At 62.3% G+C, this 17,292-nt stretch carries 18 protein-coding genes; 9 read left to right on the top strand and 9 right to left on the bottom strand.

The window, feature by feature from the left end; translation table 11 throughout:
* Positions 1-167 (bottom strand): SurA N-terminal domain-containing protein (locus EOA75_RS13470; RefSeq protein WP_164747376.1); only part of this gene is annotated, 167 nt, incomplete at its 3' end.
* Between the two features lie 144 nt (positions 168-311).
* On the opposite strand from EOA75_RS13470, the gene tpiA reads away from it, so the two are divergent.
* The 5 genes from tpiA to EOA75_RS13495 all read left to right on the top strand — a co-directional run bounded on the left by tpiA (position 312) and on the right by EOA75_RS13495 (position 5,538).
* A complete protein-coding gene (tpiA, locus tag EOA75_RS13475) occupies positions 312-1,079 on the top strand; it encodes a triose-phosphate isomerase (RefSeq protein WP_127324415.1) in 768 nt (255 codons plus the stop codon).
* A gap of 152 nt (positions 1,080-1,231) precedes the next feature.
* A complete protein-coding gene (secG, locus tag EOA75_RS13480; RefSeq protein ID WP_095825378.1) occupies positions 1,232-1,756 on the top strand; it encodes a preprotein translocase subunit SecG in 525 nt (174 codons plus the stop codon).
* Positions 1,757-1,969: 213 nt separating this feature from the next.
* Positions 1,970-3,094: a L,D-transpeptidase gene (locus tag EOA75_RS13485; protein WP_127324416.1), complete on the top strand. Its 1,125-nt coding sequence runs from the start codon at positions 1,970-1,972 to the stop codon at positions 3,092-3,094.
* A gap of 249 nt (positions 3,095-3,343) precedes the next feature.
* On the top strand, positions 3,344-4,981 hold the full coding sequence (locus EOA75_RS13490) for a CTP synthase (RefSeq protein ID WP_082953678.1): 1,638 nt from the start codon (positions 3,344-3,346) through the stop codon (positions 4,979-4,981).
* A gap of 17 nt (positions 4,982-4,998) precedes the next feature.
* Entirely contained in the window at positions 4,999-5,538 is a 540-nt protein-coding gene (locus tag EOA75_RS13495; protein WP_095825379.1) for a DUF1697 domain-containing protein, read from the top strand.
* A gap of 571 nt (positions 5,539-6,109) precedes the next feature.
* Here EOA75_RS13495 and EOA75_RS13500 read toward each other — a convergent pair.
* Positions 6,110-7,363, bottom strand: a complete 1,254-nt coding sequence (locus EOA75_RS13500; protein ID WP_095777709.1) for a serine hydrolase domain-containing protein — start codon at positions 7,361-7,363, stop codon at positions 6,110-6,112.
* A gap of 937 nt (positions 7,364-8,300) precedes the next feature.
* Positions 8,301-9,758, bottom strand: coding sequence for an NCS1 family nucleobase:cation symporter-1 (locus tag EOA75_RS13505; protein ID WP_067319942.1), 1,458 nt, complete (start codon positions 9,756-9,758; stop codon positions 8,301-8,303).
* A 295-nt stretch (positions 9,759-10,053) separates the two neighbouring features.
* Between EOA75_RS13505 and EOA75_RS13510 the strand changes: the two genes are divergently transcribed.
* The 3 genes from EOA75_RS13510 to EOA75_RS13520 all read left to right on the top strand — a co-directional run bounded on the left by EOA75_RS13510 (position 10,054) and on the right by EOA75_RS13520 (position 12,474).
* Positions 10,054-10,356 carry a DUF982 domain-containing protein gene (locus EOA75_RS13510; RefSeq protein WP_127324417.1) on the top strand — a complete coding sequence of 101 codons (303 nt, stop codon included), beginning with the start codon at positions 10,054-10,056 and terminating at the stop codon, positions 10,354-10,356.
* Between the two features lie 347 nt (positions 10,357-10,703).
* Positions 10,704-11,864, top strand: a complete 1,161-nt coding sequence (locus EOA75_RS13515; protein WP_245466622.1) for a hypothetical protein — start codon at positions 10,704-10,706, stop codon at positions 11,862-11,864.
* Positions 11,851-12,474 carry a hypothetical protein gene (locus EOA75_RS13520; protein ID WP_245322431.1) on the top strand — a complete coding sequence of 208 codons (624 nt, stop codon included), beginning with the start codon at positions 11,851-11,853 and terminating at the stop codon, positions 12,472-12,474. Before EOA75_RS13515 ends, EOA75_RS13520 begins: the two co-directional genes overlap by 14 nt.
* Positions 12,475-12,477: 3 nt before the next feature.
* Here the strand turns inward: EOA75_RS13520 and EOA75_RS13525 are convergent, their stop codons facing one another.
* Genes EOA75_RS13525 through EOA75_RS13540 form a run of 4 tightly spaced genes read right to left on the bottom strand, consistent with a single transcriptional unit; the run spans position 12,478 to position 14,944 of the window.
* Positions 12,478-12,921 (bottom strand): GtrA family protein, encoded by a 444-nt coding sequence (locus EOA75_RS13525; protein WP_127241036.1) that lies wholly within the window; start codon positions 12,919-12,921, stop codon positions 12,478-12,480.
* A complete protein-coding gene (locus tag EOA75_RS13530; protein ID WP_095800742.1) occupies positions 12,899-13,591 on the bottom strand; it encodes a class I SAM-dependent methyltransferase in 693 nt (230 codons plus the stop codon). The genes EOA75_RS13525 and EOA75_RS13530 overlap by 23 nt, the downstream gene beginning before the upstream one ends.
* Positions 13,566-14,627 (bottom strand): glycosyltransferase family 2 protein, encoded by a 1,062-nt coding sequence (locus EOA75_RS13535; protein ID WP_127324418.1) that lies wholly within the window; start codon positions 14,625-14,627, stop codon positions 13,566-13,568. The genes EOA75_RS13530 and EOA75_RS13535 overlap by 26 nt, the downstream gene beginning before the upstream one ends.
* A gap of 44 nt (positions 14,628-14,671) precedes the next feature.
* Positions 14,672-14,944, bottom strand: coding sequence for a hypothetical protein (locus EOA75_RS13540; protein ID WP_127324419.1), 273 nt, complete (start codon positions 14,942-14,944; stop codon positions 14,672-14,674).
* Between the two features lie 110 nt (positions 14,945-15,054).
* Between EOA75_RS13540 and dusA the strand changes: the two genes are divergently transcribed.
* Positions 15,055-16,053 (top strand): tRNA dihydrouridine(20/20a) synthase DusA, encoded by a 999-nt coding sequence (gene dusA / locus EOA75_RS13545; RefSeq protein ID WP_127324420.1) that lies wholly within the window; start codon positions 15,055-15,057, stop codon positions 16,051-16,053.
* Positions 16,054-16,125: 72 nt separating this feature from the next.
* Here the strand turns inward: dusA and EOA75_RS13550 are convergent, their stop codons facing one another.
* Complete coding sequence (locus tag EOA75_RS13550; RefSeq protein WP_127324421.1) at positions 16,126-16,830, bottom strand: TIGR02281 family clan AA aspartic protease; 705 nt, start codon at positions 16,828-16,830, stop codon at positions 16,126-16,128.
* Between the two features lie 28 nt (positions 16,831-16,858).
* A complete protein-coding gene (locus tag EOA75_RS13555) occupies positions 16,859-17,089 on the bottom strand; it encodes a DUF1289 domain-containing protein (protein WP_066992723.1) in 231 nt (76 codons plus the stop codon).
* Positions 17,090-17,292 lie beyond the last annotated feature (203 nt).

Consider the following 17,292-nt stretch of genomic DNA (forward strand, 5'->3'; position numbering starts at 1 on the left):
TCGTTGATCGAAACCGTGGTGCCGCCGGCGGTAATCACCGAATGATGGCCAGCCAAGCTTCCCGACAGGCGCCCGGAAATACCCCAGACGGCAAAGCTCACCACCAGCAAGGACAGCAAAGCTTTCGCGACCCAGGTGCCCGCCGCGCTTCTCAAAATACCAAGCATGCCCACTTCCGATCTTTGCGCATTTTCGCATGCGCCGACTCTGAAACAAGCGCAATAGCGTCCTTCCGGCCCACTGTCGATTGCTTTGTGGCCCGATTTTGGTAGTGAGGGCGCTGCCTTATGTTGCCTGGAGAACTCGACGCCATGACCCCTGGAATCCGTCCGCTCGTTGCCGGCAACTGGAAAATGAACGGCACCAGCGCCTCGCTCAACGAGTTGAGGATGATCGGCAACGGCTTCATGAGCGGCCTCGATGCGGAGACGGAAGCCCTGGTCTGCGTTCCGGCTACCTTGCTTCACCGGGCCGCAGAGATCCTTTCGCGGACACCGGTTCGCGCCGGCGGCGAGGATTGCCACCCCAAGGAGAGCGGCGCCTATACGGGTGAGATTTCGGCCGAGATGCTGAAGGATGCCGGCGCAAGCCATGTCATCGTCGGCCACTCCGAGCGGCGCGAGCAATGCGGCGACCACGATGCGATCGTCAATGCCAAGGCTTCGGCCGCCTGGCGGGCAGGGCTGGTGGCCATCATCTGCATCGGCGAGACGCGCGCCGAGCGTGAAGCCGGCGCGACGCTCGATGTCCTGTCGCGGCAGCTCGACGGTTCCGTGCCGGCGAGCGCCACCGCCGCCAACACCATCATCGCTTACGAGCCCGTCTGGGCCATCGGCACCGGCCTGACGCCGACCGCGGCCGACGTCGCCGAGGCGCATGCCCATATCCGTGGCAAGCTGACGGCGCTGCTCGGCGATGCCGCGGCCAGAATGCGCATTCTCTATGGCGGTTCGGTCAAGCCGTCCAATGCTGTGGAGCTGCTCGGCGTCGAGAATGTCGATGGCGCGCTGGTCGGCGGCGCAAGCCTGAAGGCGGCCGACTTCCTCGCCATTGCCGAAGCCTATATGCACATGTCATAGCCGCAGACGGCGGCAGGGGCGCGGCCCAAATCGTTGCAATGCTCCCCATATTCCCGGCCACGGGCTTGGAAATGCCGCCAAAGCATTGTAAGGAGCCGCCTCCAAATCACCGGTCGTATGCGCGGCCGCGCAAGGCCTCGCCAGGATAAATTATGGAAACGGTACTGATCGTCGTTCATCTTATGGTCGTGCTCGCCCTTGTCGGCGTGGTGCTGCTGCAGCGCTCCGAAGGCGGCGGTCTCGGCATTGGTGGCGGTTCCGGTTTCATGACGGCGCGGGGCGCAGCCAACGCGCTTACCCGCGCGACTGCGATCCTGGCCGCGGCTTTCTTCGTGACCTCGCTCGCGCTCTCCATCCTTGCCCGCTACGGCGAGAAGCCGATCGACATCCTCGACAGGGCACCGGCTTCGACCTCGGGCAATGCCGGCAAGGGCGTGCTCAACCAATTGCCGGGCGCCACCGGTCCGGTGGGCAGCTCGCAGCCGGCGGCGCCGGCTGGCGGCACCGCGCCGGCCGCCCCGTCGGGCGGAACGACAACCACGACGCCGCTGTCGAATGGCGGCACCACCACGGCCCCGGCCACTGCTCCCGCAACACCGGCGCCCGCGAATCCGACCACGCCGCCGGCCGCGAACGGCGTTACCTTGCCGGTCACCCCGCAGGTTCCGAACCAGTAGCCGGACAAGCATTGCTGCCGCGATCTGTTGTTCTTTGAACACAGTCGCGGCAAATGCCGCTCGATCACGAAGATTCAACCAAATGTAACGCGTCGCTCAGCTTGAGGGCGCGCTGGCTAATCGATTATAGATTGCGCGCGGCACTTTTCGGCGTCCTTGGGGGGCGCCGGGCGACGCCGTTGGGCAACTAGCATAGAAAATCGGATCTTCGCCATGCAGCTTCGCAGCTTCATCCTTTTGGGATTCTGTGCCGTATTCGGCATGGGCTCCGCGGCCTTTGCCTCACCGGCAAACCTGGCCGGTTCGCCGTCGGTAGAGAAGACCGACGCAATTCCCGTCGCCGCCAAGAGCGACGCATCGCAGCTGAGGCTTCTCAAGAAGAAGAAAAACCCGACTCCGGACGACCTCGCACAGATCGAAAAGCTCGAGGCCAAGATCGCTGCCGACAAGGAAGCGGCCAAGCAAAAGGCGCTCGAAGCCCGCAAGCTGGCAATGCGTGAGGCGGCCAAGGCCAAGGCGGATGCGGCGCGTCAGGAATGGCTCTCCAAAAAGGGTTCGGCCGCGCCGGCCGAAGTGGCTGATGCGAAGCCCGGGAAGAAGACCGTCAAGATCATCGAACCGCTCACGCCCGTGGCGCCGATCGCCTCGCTCCAGGCCGAGGAGCCAATCCCGGCCGAGGCGATGAACATCACGGCCACCGGCAACAACGGTGAGTTGCGAAGCGAACAACCCGGCCAGAAGCGGGCGAGCAGCGGCGGGCTGTTCGCCGGCCTGTTCGGCGGTTCCTCGGTGACCTCGATCAACTATCTGCCGGAGACCCGCGCGCTTGATTCGGCGCTCGCCAAGAAGGATGCCAAGAGGCCGTTCAAGGTGAAGCCGGAGTTCGTGCCGCAGGACGTCGCCTTCACCGGCTATGAGCCCGGGACGATCGTCATCGACACGACTGCTCGCCGTCTTTACCTCGTCGAATCGTTTTCCACCGCGCGCCGCTACGCCATCGCAGTCGGCCGTGAAGGCCTGCAGTTCAAGGGGACGGTGGCCGTCGGCGACAAGCAGGAATGGCCACGCTGGATCCCGACGCTCGACATGCAGAAGCGCGAGCCGAAGCACTATGGCCAGTACAAGGACGGCATGCCCGGTGGCGGCGAAAACCCGCTCGGCGCGCGCGCCATCTACCTCTATGAGGGCAAGAAGGACACGCATCTGCGCATCCACGGCACCATTGCACCGCAGTCGATAGGAACCAGCGCTTCCAACGGCTGCTTCCGCATGATCAACGAGCACGTCATGGATCTCTACAGCCGCGTTAAGATCGGCACCAAGGTCGTTATTATCTAACGCGTTGAAGCAAACTGCCGAAAGGGCCGGCACCACCGGCCCTTTTTCTTTGATCAAAGCGCGTCGCGTTGAAAGACGCTGGTGCCGCGCTTTCGAGTTTCTGTTCTGATGCCTGCCGTTCTCCCAAAACCACTGCACAGTTTTGGGCGGCATGCTTCAGAGAAATGCCCGTCCGGAAACAGCGCCATCTGGGAAAAAGCCTTCGCGGCGGTTTTTTCTCTGGCGGAATCAATCAGGCCGCGTTAAGCGATGACTCCCATGGCGCGATATGTATTCATCACAGGCGGCGTGGTTTCCTCACTCGGAAAAGGCATCGCTGCAGCAGCTCTTGGGGCTCTTCTGCAGGCGCGTGGCTATCGCGCGCGGATCAAGAAGCTCGATCCCTACCTCAATGTCGACCCCGGAACGATGTCGCCGTATCAGCATGGCGAAGTGTTCGTGACCGACGACGGCGCCGAGACCGATCTCGATCTCGGCCATTATGAGCGTTTTACCGGCCGCTCGGCCAACCAGCAGGACAACATCACCACCGGCCGCATCTACAAGAACATCATCGAGCGCGAGCGGCGCGGCGACTATCTCGGCGCGACCGTGCAGGTGATCCCGCACGTCACCGACGAGATCAAGCATTTCGTCCTTGAAGGCAATGACGATTACGACTTTGTGCTGTGCGAGATCGGCGGCACTGTCGGCGACATCGAGGCGATGCCGTTCCTGGAGGCGATTCGCCAGCTCGGCAACGACCTGCCGCGCAACAACGCGGTCTATGTGCATCTCACCCTGATGCCGTACATCCCTACCGCCGGCGAATTGAAGACCAAGCCGACGCAGCATTCTGTCAAGGAATTGCGCGGCATCGGCATCGCGCCCGACATCCTTCTGGTTCGCGCCGACCGGCCGATCCCCAAGGAAGAGCGCCGCAAGCTCTCGCTGTTCTGCAATGTGCGCGAGAGCGCCGTCATCCAGGCGCTCGACGTGCCGCACATCTACGACGTGCCGATGGCGTATCACAAGGAAGGGCTGGATTCCGAAGTGCTCGCCGCCTTCGGCATCGATCCGGCGCCGAAGCCGCGGATGGAGCCCTGGCAGGCGCTCTCCAGCCGCATCCACAATCCGGAAGGCGAGGTGACGATTGCCGTCGTCGGCAAATACACCGGCCTCAAGGACGCCTACAAATCGCTGATCGAGGCGCTGTCGCATGGCGGGCTTGCCAACCGCGTCAAGGTCAAGCTCGACTGGATCGAGAGCGAGATCTTCGAGAAGGAAGACCCGACGCCGTGGTTGGAGAAGGTGCACGGCATTCTCGTTCCCGGCGGTTTCGGCGAGCGCGGCTCCGAGGGCAAGATCCTGGCCGCGAAGTTCGCGCGCGAGCGCAAGGTGCCTTACTTCGGCATCTGCTTCGGCATGCAGATGGCCTGCATCGAGGCTGCGCGGTCGCTCGCCGGCGTCGAGCATGCCTCTTCCACCGAATTCGGCCCGACCGAGGAGCCGGTCGTCGGCCTGATGACGGAATGGCTGAAGGGCAACATGCTGGAGAAGCGCAGGGCTACCGGCGATCTCGGCGGCACCATGCGCCTCGGCGCTTATCAAGCCGACCTCGCCAAGGGGTCGAAGATCGCCGAGATCTACGGCGACACGCAGATCTCCGAGCGCCACCGGCACCGCTACGAGGTGAACATCGACTACAAGCAGCGGCTTGAGGATTGTGGCCTGGTCTTTGCCGGCATGTCGCCAGACGGGGTGCTGCCGGAGACGGTGGAATATCCCGACCATCCCTGGTTCATCGGCGTGCAGTACCACCCTGAACTGAAGAGCCGCCCGCTCGAACCGCACCCGCTGTTTGCAAGCTTCATCGAAGCGGCGGTGGAGCAGTCGCGGCTGGTTTAAACGATCGGCCGGCGACCATGCGAACTTACGTCGCGCTGCTCTACAGCATCATCCTGGGCGAGGGGCGGCGCGTTGTCATGTCCGACCTCAAGGCGATGGCCGAAGCCATCGGGCTGAAAAACGTCCGCACGCTGGTCGCCACGGGTAATCTGGTCTTCGAGGCGCGGACGGCCAGCGTTTCCGGTCTCGAACGGCGGCTGGAAAAGGCCTTCGAAGAGACTTTCGGCCGCCATGTCGATATCATCGTGCGCGACGCAGAAGACTGGCTGAAGCTTGCTGCCGCCAATCCGTTCCCGGACGAATCGGCAAAAGCCGGCGATCAGGTCGCGGTGCGGGTGATGCGCCGGCCGGCGCCGGAAGAAGCCGCAGCGGCTCTTACAGCCTATGCCGCCGCGGACGAGAAGGTGCTGTCGGTCGACGGCGATATTTGGGTCGTCTTTTCGCGCGAGCGGCCAAGCTCGCGGCTGCTCGCCGCAGCAAACCACAAGTGCATGGGGATCGGCACATCGCGCAACTGGAACACGGTGCGCAGACTGTCCGAGATGGTCGCCAAATAGGTTGAAATAAGGGTGGCTTTCGCCGCCCCGACTACTCAAGTCTCAACCCTCCGCGCCGGAGCAGGGCGAATCCGATTCCTCGATCGTTCACCGAAATCTGAGGCAGGCGACCGTTCCGATGAAAGGCCGCTGAGAAACACCTGCACGCAATCTGGAGATGATTCTCGTTTCGAGAAGCTGGCAAAACGGGGGATTTGATAAGATTTGCTGAAGTCTACATGTCAGGGGGCATCGTGAGTTTGTAAGTAAATCTCAGCCAGGCTTACAAGTGCCTAGCACGACACGGGCGTGGACTACACCGAAGAAGAACTGGGCTCGGCCGGGGTAGGGATGGCAAGCTTCTTTCGGACAGCACCTCAATGCGGGGGCGATAATCGCAATACCGTTCCAAGACAGCCAAGAGCTGGCCATACCGGCACGCGATTCCTGTTGCAACTCATCGGTTCATATTAGAGCGATGCCGGGAAAGCCCGACACAGAGTTCCGCCGTGCTTCAAACGAGGAGACGGAGCGGCTCACAACGGGTGAGCCGCTGCAAAATTGTCGAGCCGTCTCGGCTCTTATCGGGCATTCAGTGGGGGTTGGGCGGCGTATACGGCTGGCCAAGAGCCTCTGAAACCGCAACAAATACACGCGTTGCAGGCGAAGAGCAGACCGTGTCGCGTGGATCGTCGGTCAGCGTCGGCTCCGCCTTGCAATCGCCGGAAGCAATGTCGCTGTTGGTCTGGACCACGGCGGCTATGTCCGCACCTGCCTTGTAAAACAAGGTCGTGTTGTAGCCTGGCAGTTCGCCCGTGTGGCCCACCCAGCCGCCGATGCAACCGACGCCGATCCCGTAGCCGGCCGCGCCCGGGAAGGTCAGCCGCTCCTTCTGCGCAGCTGCCCCCAGCAAGCCGTTCCCGGTGCCCAGTGCCCGAGCATAAACCAGCAAATCGTCGATATTGGAAATCAGTTCCCCTGCAGTCCATCCCCAGGATGGGTTCCAGTTCGTCGCGTTGCTTGGTGCATCCGGCTTGGCAAAATCCCCCTGCAGGGTAAAGCCCTGAGCATAGGGCACCGGCAAATCCACCGAGTCGCCCGGCCAGGACGTATTCTTGAGCTTCAGCGGATCAAAGATCTGCTCCTTGAAAACCTCGCCGACGGTCTTTCCAGTAACCTGCTCCATGACCATGCCGAGCAGGATCGTGTTGGTGTTCGAATAGTTGAACGAGGCTCCGGGCTCGAAGAGAGGCGATTCTGCCACGCCGATGGCTACCAGCTCCTTGGGCGTGAAGATCGTTTGAGGCTTGGAGAACAAGACATCTTGGAATTTTGCACTTTGGGTATAGCTCGCAATGCCGCTGGTCATATCGGCGAGCTGGCGGAGCGTGATCCGATCGCCATTGGGGATGCCGGGTACGTATTTCTGGATCTTGTCGTCAAGCGACAGCTTCCCAGCTTCGGCCAGCTGCATGATCGCCGTGCCGGTGAATGTCTTGGTAACTGAACCTATGCGCGTGTGCATCCCCACAGCCATGGGTGTGCCGGCGGAAGGGTCGGCCTTGCCATACGCCGCCTTCCATGTTCCGGAAGGTGTCACCACGCCGACGATGACACCTGGTGCCGCCGTCTTGGGCAGCGCGGATCGAACCGCAGCGTCAAGCTTCGCGCTGAGCTCCGAGGGCAGCGGCGTTGCCTTCGCCGGAACCGACCCATCGGCAATCACTTTTTCGATGTTCGCAACGCATCGCGCGCTATCGGTTGCGAATGCGTTTTGGGAGGAAAAAGCAAACAGGGCGACGGAACCGATGCAGCGGACGATCAGACGAAACCCATTCTCTTCCATTGCCATTCCCCACATTTAGAAAAAGGTCGGACGAACATCATGGTGAGCAGTCAAGGATCGAAAAGTCGGGCGCAGGGCGTTTTGGAGCTCTTGGGGAGTGCACACCGCCGGCGTTGATTTGCGAGCGCAAGTTCGTATAAACGAACATTTTCAACCCGGACGGGAACTCGCCTCTCCAACCTGCGCCCTCCGCGTAAGCTCCGTTCCGAGGCAAAGATACGATAAGATGAGGTCCGGAGCCAAGGTTTGTCGCTGGGCGTGGAGCGCTTTGGCAGAACTCGCCTGGCCGGCGTTAGTGCCAGCAAATGGTGCTCCGCGGCTTGGAGAATGGCGATGTTCGACTTCGAAAATATTGGTCCGAAGCGAAAAGCGGGAATCTTCCGAAAGTATCGGAGACTTCCACCGTTCCGGTGACACGAAGGCACGTGCTCGCAAGCTCAACCCTGCCGTTTCTCGTCGCCTTTGCCGGTGTTCGGCGGGCAGCGGGCGGATCGCAGGATCCGGTGTTTCAACTGACCAAAAGCTAAGTTCCTGATCGCAGGTCGCGCTCCTTCAATGCGTGCTCGAGGACAAAGGGTTTTACTCTTCCGATGTTGATGGACTGTTTGGCCCGCACTGGGGACTACGAGGTCGATCTATATGACAACGCGGATTTGGCAAGGTTGGCTATCGCGTCTTACTCCCACGAATTCGGTTCCTGATATCCTTTCACGGACGACCAGCTTCTGGCGGGCTTTGCTGTTACGGACAGCTATATAGACTCAACAGGCAAGGACGTGGTCGCTGTCTCTCCTGAAGAAATGGATCCTACCATCTACATCATTGAGCCCGAGGTCGAACTGCCCTGACGCAACTTTTTCAAGCGCAAAGACGCTGGCCCGAAATGGTAGGCAAGTGAGACGAAGCAAATGGGGCGGCTTTCGCCGCCCCGACTGTGTTAAGCCTTGGCCATGCGTGCGCCGGCGCCGAGCGCCATTGTGCGCAGCACATAGTAGACTGCGCCCGCGATCGCGACCCCGAAGAACCAGCCATAGACGCCCCACCAGGACGGCAGCCAGTTGGTGAAGTTGGGCAGGATCGAGGAGAAGATCGCGCCGATGCCGGCGGCGATGAAGGCGTTGACGTGCCAGCCGCCCTGGAAGCGAAACTCGCCATCTTCGCGGTAGAGCGCGTTGACGTCGACCTCGCCCTTACGGATCAGATAATAGTCGACCATCATCACGCCGAAGATCGGCCCCATCGTCGCGCCGATGATGTTGACGAAGGAGGCAGCGCTGCCTTCCCACGGCGCAAACGGATAGAGCACCAGCGCGATCAGCGCCGCGATATAGCCGCCCTTCTTGAAGTCGATCTGACGCGGGAAGACGTTGGAGAAGTCGAAGGCCGGCGAGACGAAGTTCGCCACGACGTTGATGCCCAGGGTCGCCACCGCGAAGGTCAGCGCGGCAAGCGCCGCCAGGAACCAGCTGTCGAATTTGGCCGAGATCTGGTCGGGGTGGAGCAGCACCTCGTGATAGACGTCGTAGGCGGCGATCGTGGTGACGCCGGCGACCAGCGAGAACAGGATCAGGTTGACCGGCAGGCCCCAGATGTTGCCCTTGCGCAGCGCCGCGTTGTTGGGCGCGTAGCGGGCGAAGTCGCAGAAGTTGAGGTAGAGCGCCGAAAAGTAGGTTACCCAGATTGCCGCCACCGCGAACAGCGCGGTCCACGAACCCGGCTCGCCTGGCACGCCGGCATCCTTGGTCTTGTCGAGCAGCACGTCCATCGGAATATCGCTGGTGAAGGCGAAGGTGCCCGACTTGACGCAGAGATAGATCGCCAGGATCAGCATCATCACCCAAACGGCGGGTCCGGCCCAGTCCTGGAAGCGCCGCACCGTTTCCATACCCTTCTGGATGATCAAAAGCTGCAGCGCCCATATGACGACGAAGCAGATCACCTCCAGGGTGGAATGGCCGAGCAGATGCGAGGTCCGGTTGAATTCGTCGAACCACTGCAGCCGCGTCAGCAGCGCGACGATTGCGCCCGACGCGGCGGCCGTCTGGGCGCCATACCAGAAGCAGGCGACGACGGCGCGCACCAGCGCCGGAATGTTGGCACCCCAGATGCCGAAGGAGGCGCGCGCAAGCACAGGGTAGGGCACGCCGGTCTTCACGCCGGCATAGCCGACAAGGTTCATCAGGAAGTAGATGATCAGCGAGCCGATGCCGATGGCGATGATGAAGTTGACGAAGCCGCCGCAGAACAGAAAAAGGCTCGCGGCGAGATAATAGCCCCAGAGGCTGTGGACGTCGGAAGTCCAGACGTTGAAGATTGAAAACGGCCCCCAGTTCCTGACTGTTGCCGGAGCCAGATCCTCGTTGTAGAGGTCCGGCGAAGCGCCTTGTATAGTCATTGCAACTGTCCCCTTTTGCAAAACGCGGCGTCCCCGCGTTAACTGGTGAGGGTAAGCCTGACGCTGGGGAGCCGACAAGCAATCCATTTGCCGGCTTTGGCCTTAAAGTCATTCAATGAGAATCGCGCTTCTCGTCGCGCCAAAACAGGAATCGCCTTTACTTGAGTCGGCTTGCCAATCGCGCCCTGTCCGGTTCCGAACTTTTTCGACCAGCAACCAAAATTGTGTGGAACCAAACCCCTGGACATGCGTTTATGCGGGTTCGGCCGCTTTGCGGTCGACCGGGAGGATAGTGATGGATCGCTTGCATTTCTTTACCCCAGTGCGGATCGCGCGTGGGCAGGGATACCCCTTGGAGGAAGTCGACAGCGTCTCCGAAGCGATGGTGTTCCTGCGGAAGTGGCCAACGGGGAGGCGCGGCCCCGTTTATCAATGCGCCGTGAATTGCTGCTCGGCAGCTATGGCTGGCAAGATGTCGGCTGAGGAGGCGAGAAAGGCTTTTGTCGGCTTTGCCCGCATCACTCGGATTCTCGACGACGAGATGGCGCTGCCTCTGGGTGGCGTTTCGATGGACAATGTCTACGCTGTAAGGCGCTAGCACGTTCGAATCCTTCGGCAGCATGAGACGTCGGCCTGAGGCCGACGTCCCGGTGGTGTTGTGTCCTTACTGGCACGAGTTGCGTTGTTTCAATTCCCTGAAAGAGCGTTTGAGGGGGCTTCCACCGGGGCCAGCGGCTGGTCGTGTCATACGCCGGACTGTTTTCATGGCTTGTCGCCGGCGCGCCGCTACCGGCAGATTGTCCACTGGATGCATGACGGCCGGAATATCGTGCAGCGGAACTAAAAATCCCACCGCCCCTTTAGGTATGCAGCGTTGGACCGAGAGGCGTGTTGGCGAGGGATGCCGGCACGACGCGGATGCCATCCGGGCGGTTGGAGGCGGATTTGGCAGTTGATGTGGCGCGTGCGAAGAGCGGCATTCGCCTCACGGTGATCGCGGTGGCGGCAGTGCCGCTGCTGTTTTTGTTGAGCGGTCTTGTCATCCGCTACGCCGCATTCGCATCGGTGTCGCCGGATCCGAGCCTAGCGGCCTATGCCCGCGCCTTCTGCAAATGGGATTGCTCCTGGTATGTCGGCATTTCCGAACAGGGCTATGAGCGTTTTCCCATTCCTGGCCGCAGCAATGTCGGGCGCTGGGGGTTCTTTCCGCTTTATCCGATGCTGGTGGCGGCGGTCCGCACGATTCTGCCCTTCTCCACGATCGCGATTGCGACGGCGGCATCGCTGGCGTGCGGCTATGTCTCGTGCCTGGTGGCATGGCCGCTCATGGACAGGAACATGCGGGCTTATGTGCTTTATTGCGCCTTCCTGCTGAGCGGCCCGTTCTCGTTCTATTTTGCCACCTTCCTCACCGAGCCGCTCTTCGTGCTTTTGACGTCCTGCCTCTTCCTGGCGCTCAAACGCTCGAACCATCTCGCCGCGGGGTTGTCTTGCGCGCTGCTCTCGGCAACGCGGGTCGTCGGCGTGCTGGCCGTGTTCGCGATCGTCATTCGCATGTTTGAGGAGCATCGCGCCAAGGGCGGGTCGGCCATCGGCCTCCCACGCTGGCTGCTCGGCCGGCCGGATCTCATCATCGCCATACTCATCTCGCCCGCCGGCCTGTTCGCCTACATGCTCTACCTTTACGTCACGGTCGGGGACGGCTTTGCCTTCGTGCATGTCCAGCGCGCGTTCGGGCGCGTGGCCGGCAACCCGCTGCTGTTCCTCTGGGCGGGGCTGTCCTATCACCCCGGGGCCGGTTGGTGGCCCAGTGCGCCGCAATGGAGCGCGTCGACGGCAATCGTGGGACTGGCGCTGGCGGCGGTGCTCGCGGCGCGCAGGCAAATTGGCGCGGCCCTGTTCTGCGCCATGGCCATCATCCTGCCTTTGACCTCGAATCTGGCTTCGATGGTCCGCTATGTCGTCGGCCTCGCGCCGCTGACGATGCTGACGGCGGTGCTGTTGTCGGGCTCGAAGGCGACATTGGTCGCTGCGCTGATTGTCTTCCTCTTCACCTGCTACTTCATGACCGTGGCCTGGCTTGGAGGCTATCTTGCGCTGGTCTGAGCTGACGGAATCGACCAGGCCGGTAATCCTGGGTGCCGGCTACGCGCTGGCGGGCGCACTTGCGGCAGCCGAGATCGCCATCCTGGCGCTTGCCCTCAGCCCGAATGTCAGCGACGATTACCGCGCCTATTACATCGACAAGACCACCACATGCCTCAACCGGGACGCCGTGGGGCGCTACACGCCAGGCCGGACCGTATCGTTCCGCTCCGACGGCGCCCGGGAAGCAACCACCATGATGGTCTGCGGCTGGTCGGGGCCAGTAGCGGACGGCACCCATTCGCTGGGCGAGAGCTCTCGCCTGCGCCTTACCCTGCCGCCGCTCCGCGACGGGCTTCGGGCAACGCTGGAAATGGCCGCCGTTATTCGCCCGCCGCAGACCTGGCAGAGGATCGTCGTGTCGGCCAATGGGACCGAGGTGTATCGGGGGACGCTGTCGGGCGATGTGGCGACAACTGTGTCCTTCGTCATTCCGCACGCCGTGCTGGCTGGCAAGGCGACACTGGACATGGCCATCGAGTATCCCGACGGCATTCCGCAAAGCGCCGATGCGAGCAACATCTACAACCGCGCCATCAAGCTGAGATCTTTTCGGTTGGACACGCTTTGATCCTCAGGACGGCCCGTCATCGCGCAGGCGGCGCTCTGCAAAGACCCAGCGATCGAGCACAAGAAGGTTAAGCGCTGGGATGGCCAAGGAAGTGAGGAGAACGGGAACGGCAAGCGGCAGGCCGAATGTCACCGTCAGCAGGTACGGTGCCGCGTAAGCCATAGCGAGGCCAGCAATGGTCAGCAACACGAAACGCGGCGCCTGCGACCGGTGCGAGCCGGCCGACATGAAGGTGAAGGATTTGTGCGCCAGATAGGAAAACAGGGCGGCGGCCGCGTAAGCGGCGAGCGAGGCTTCGACGGGCGCGAGCCCGAGCCAGTTCGATCGGGCAAAGATTGTAGTCAGGACGGCATAGAGGATTGTGGCGACAAGGCCGACTGAAGCGAAGCGCCCCAGGAGCTTCGTGCCGGCGACGCGACGATTCTCAGGCGCGGGCGACACAGGCATACTGCGCTCCGAGCGGCAGCCAAGCGAGCGCGCTTTCCAGTTTCCGGGCAAGCGGCTTGGCCGACGGCAGGAGCAGAAAATGCTCGCAGTGCGCGTCGCGGAAGCCCGCCTGCTCAAGCAGCGATGCCGCCTTGCCAGCGCGGAGCAGGACGGCGTCCTTGTCGAACGGGCATCTCAACACCGCCATACGGGTCAGCGGGTTGTAGGGATTGTGCTCGATGATGCAGCCAAGTCCGCCTCGCCGAACGACGCGCCGCATCTCGCGGAAGAAATCCAGCCACGACTGAGGCGGCACGTGGTGGACGACGCAACTGGCGAACGCCAGGTCGAACATGCCATCCGCGTAAGGCAGGCGTGAGGTGTTGCACACGCTGTACGCGACGTGCGGGTTCTCAGCGCTGGCACGCGCGAGTGATTCCTTCGACACGTCGCAGCCGTCGAGTCGATCGAAGACATCGGCGAGATGCGGATGAAGCGAGCCCACGCCGCAACCGACATCGAGCGCGCGCACGCCTGCGCCGCCCCGCCGGAGGTCCTGCTCGAGGACCAGTCGTCGCAGAAGCTCGGCCTTGGCACGCAGGAAGAAATCATGGCGCAGTCCGGAGAACCGGATCGAGCCCTCGACTGCCTCACTGTAGCTGGACCTATAGCTGTCGAAGAGTTCGGACATCCGCCGTGACCCCGTTCCTGGACTTGCGAAACGAAGTGCGCTTGTCGCGGGAGGCGACGCGCATCGGCCGGTCGAAGCCACTCAGCCTTTCGATAACGTAGAGCGGGCGCCGTTTGACCTCGGCATGGATGCTGCCGACGTAAAGGCCCATCACGCCGGTCATGAAAAGATTGATGCCGATTAGCAGCGACACGATCACCACCGTGGATGTCCAGCCGGCAATCACGCCGGTTTCGAGGATCCAGGCCGCGATGGCGTAAGCGCCGAACGCCAGGGCGAGAGCGGAGATGGCCAACCCAGTCAACAGCACCAGTTGCAGAGGCCGCTCCGAAAAGCCGATGATGCCATGGATGGCAAGCCGCATCATCTTCCAGAACGGGTATTTGGTTTCACCAAGCGTCCGCGCCGGGCGCTCGAACGGCACCGCCGCCTGCTTGAAACCCATCCAGCCGAACATGCCCCTGACGAAGCGGTCGTGCTCCGGCATGCGCTTGAACGTGTCCAGCGCCTTCCGGCCGACGAGGCGGAAGTCGCCGACATCGCGCGGGATCTCGACCGGTGTCATCCTCTCCAGCAGCCGATAGAACAGGCTGGCGGTGACGCGCTTGAACCAGGTTTCGCCCTTGCGGCTGACGCGCCTTGCGTAGACGATCTCGAAGCCGTCCTTCCACTTCGCCACCAGGTCGAGAACGACCTCGGGGGGATCCTGCAGGTCAGCGTCCATGACGATGACGGCCTCGCCGGAGGCCGCTTCCATGCCGGCGCTGATGGCGATCTGGTGGCCGAAGTTGCGGGAGAGCTCGATCAGGCGGAAGCTCGGTTCGGCGGCGACCATGCCGCGCAAATAGCTCACGCTTCGATCGCTGCTTCCGTCGTCGACGAAGATGACTTCGGTGTCTCCGTCCAGTTTTGCGGTCAGTGCGCTGATCCGCTCGACCAGCCGGGGCAACACCTCCTCCTCATTGTATATCGGCAGCACCAATGAGTAGCGTAGGGACGGTGCCCGCGTCCGGATCCGCTGGACAGATTCTTGCATGGGATTGCAATGGAACACCGGCCAGAAAGTTCCATAAGCAGGCGCTAATTGCGGAAGAAATGGCGCTGTTCCTCGCCAAAAAAGGCGCGCAACGTTCGGTTGAAATCTAACCCGGTACCGACAGAAGTCCTTGGATCGAGGATTTTGATGCCCATCTTTTTCAGGCCGGGCGGATGGAGCGCCACCAGATCGCGAAAGATCGGCGCTGCATCGTGCGCCGATCTCGGCGTTCCTGCGGCGCAAAACCTTTCTTGAGATGCCCCGTGACGAACCTGGGCTCTCCAAGAGCCGGATTTTAGTTTAGGGAAGGTGTCCAATTCGTCTGCGCCCCGTGTGCACGGACGCATCGGAAACCGGAAAAACGGCCCGTCCCGTGGGGGAAAAGACCACACACGACGTGGCCCAACATTTTTGAAACAACAAAAAAATGTCGAAGTATCAAGATTTCAGAATAGCCATAGCACCAATGATGGACTGGACGGACCGGCATTGCCGGTTCTTTCACCGTCAGCTGACGCGTCGCACGTTGCTCTACACGGAAATGGTGGTGGCGGACGCAGTCATCCATGGCGCACGCGAGCGCCTGCTCGGCTTCGACGGTGCCGAGCATCCGGTTGCGCTTCAGCTTGGCGGTTCGAATCCGCGAAAGCTTGCCGAAGCGGCGGTGATCGGCGAGGCGTTCGGCTACGACGAAATCAATCTCAATGTCGGCTGTCCGTCCGACCGCGTCCAGTCGGGCACTTTCGGCGCCTGCCTGATGAAGACGCCGGTGCTGGTCGCCGAATGCATCGCGGCGATGAAGGCGGCGGTGACAATCCCCGTCACGGTCAAATGCCGCATCGGCGTCGATGACCAGGACCCCGAACCCGCTCTCGACACGCTCGCAGACGGCGTGCTGACGGCCGGCACCGATGCGCTCTGGGTGCACGCCCGCAAGGCGTGGCTGGAGGGGCTTAGTCCCAAGGAAAACCGCGAGATCCCGCCGCTCGACTATCCGCGCGTCTATCGGCTCAAGGCCAGGATGGCCAACCAATTCATCGGCATCAACGGCGGCATTCAATCCCTTGACCAGGCAGAGGCGCACCTCGCTTATGTCGACGGCGCCATGCTCGGCCGCTCGGCCTATCATACGCCCGGCATCCTCACCGGGATCGATGCCACATTTTACGGCGAGGCGCCGGTCGCTTTCGACTATGCGGCCCTGATGGACGCCATGGCCGCTTACGCCGCGCGCCACATCGAGAAGGGCGGACAGCTCGGCCATGTCACGCGCCATATGGTCGGGCTGTTCCACGGTCTCCCGGGCGCGCGCCGCTACCGGCAGATTTTGTCCACCGACGCCAGCAGACCCGGCGCCGGGCCAGAGGTGCTGAAGACGGCGTTCGCGGCAATAGATTTCGTGGCGGCGGAAACCGAAGCCGCTTGAGGCGGATCGGGCGGCTAGAGCGTTTCACCGGCGAACCGCTCCATCTGTTTGTTTTGGACGCAATCGGGAAATCTAGTCGCGCAGGATCATCCGGTCACCGCGCACCTCGAAGCCCGACAGCGAGCCGATGAAGTTCATGCCGAGCAGGCTTTGCTCGAGCATGCCGGGCGCCGCGACCATCACCGGCATATCCTTGCGCACGATGCCGCCGATCGCCATCTCGTCGGTCCTGACCGTTGCCGCACGCGCCATGCCGTTGGCAGTCGAGACGTCCACGGTGTAGCTGAGCGCCGCTGGGTTGAAGCCGGCCGCCTGGGCGTCCTCCGCCGTCAGCACCGTGCTGGTCGCGCCGGTGTCGACCACCGTGCGCACCGGCCTGCCGTTGACGAGGATTCGCGCCTCGAAATGGCCATTGCCGGCCTTGTCGAGCGTCACGGTGGCACGGCCACTATCGACGCCAAGCGCCAAGGGGCTTCCCGGAACAAGGCCGGCGGTGACGCGGCTGACAACATCCTGCAGCTCGTAGCGGTACTGGTAGCCGGCGATCAGCGCCAGCACGATTGCCGCCCAGACGCCGAAGTTGCGCGCCATGTCACCGAGCGGCCGGCCAGAGCGAATAAGGCTGGCGCCGATTACCGCCACCAGGACTCCAACCCAGATCAGCCTGCTGAAATCGTTGTTCTTGATGCCGAAGGTGCGGCCGGCGGAATCATTCATCATCAGCAGGATCAAGCCGGCGCCGATCACCAGCATGACGACCCAGAACAGACGATTCATGGCCAGCCCTTCCTTACAGCCAGCTCTTTCACAGCACGCCGCGCTCGCGCGCCATGCGGGCGCGCCGCGTCTCGCGGCGGGGCCGGCGTTCGACCGTCTCCAGCCGCGCCGGCAACTCGGCCATGACTGCACGCCGAACTTCCGGCGTCATCGCGATCCACCCGGCGATCTCATCGCGCGTGCGGCCGCAACCGAAACAGAAGCCGGTTTTCATGTCGATGGAACAGACGAGTATGCAGGGAGACTCGATGGCGGTCATGCTGTTCTCTTGCCTTCACTCCACATGGTGCAACCGCAACGCCAATGCAAGCCCTTCGCGATGCGCCGTCGACCGGCGCTTCGCGGCATTGCCGGGCGGTTGTGCCAGGCGGTGAAGGCGGCTATGCCGCTGGCTGTTCCTGCAAAGAGACCGCATTCGATATGACCGCAAAGCCTTTCGACGATTTCCGCACTCTGCTGGCA

Origin of the sequence: Mesorhizobium sp. M1A.F.Ca.IN.022.07.1.1 (assembly GCF_003997575.1) — a bacterium.
Taxonomy (GTDB): Bacteria; Pseudomonadota; Alphaproteobacteria; order Rhizobiales; family Rhizobiaceae; genus Mesorhizobium.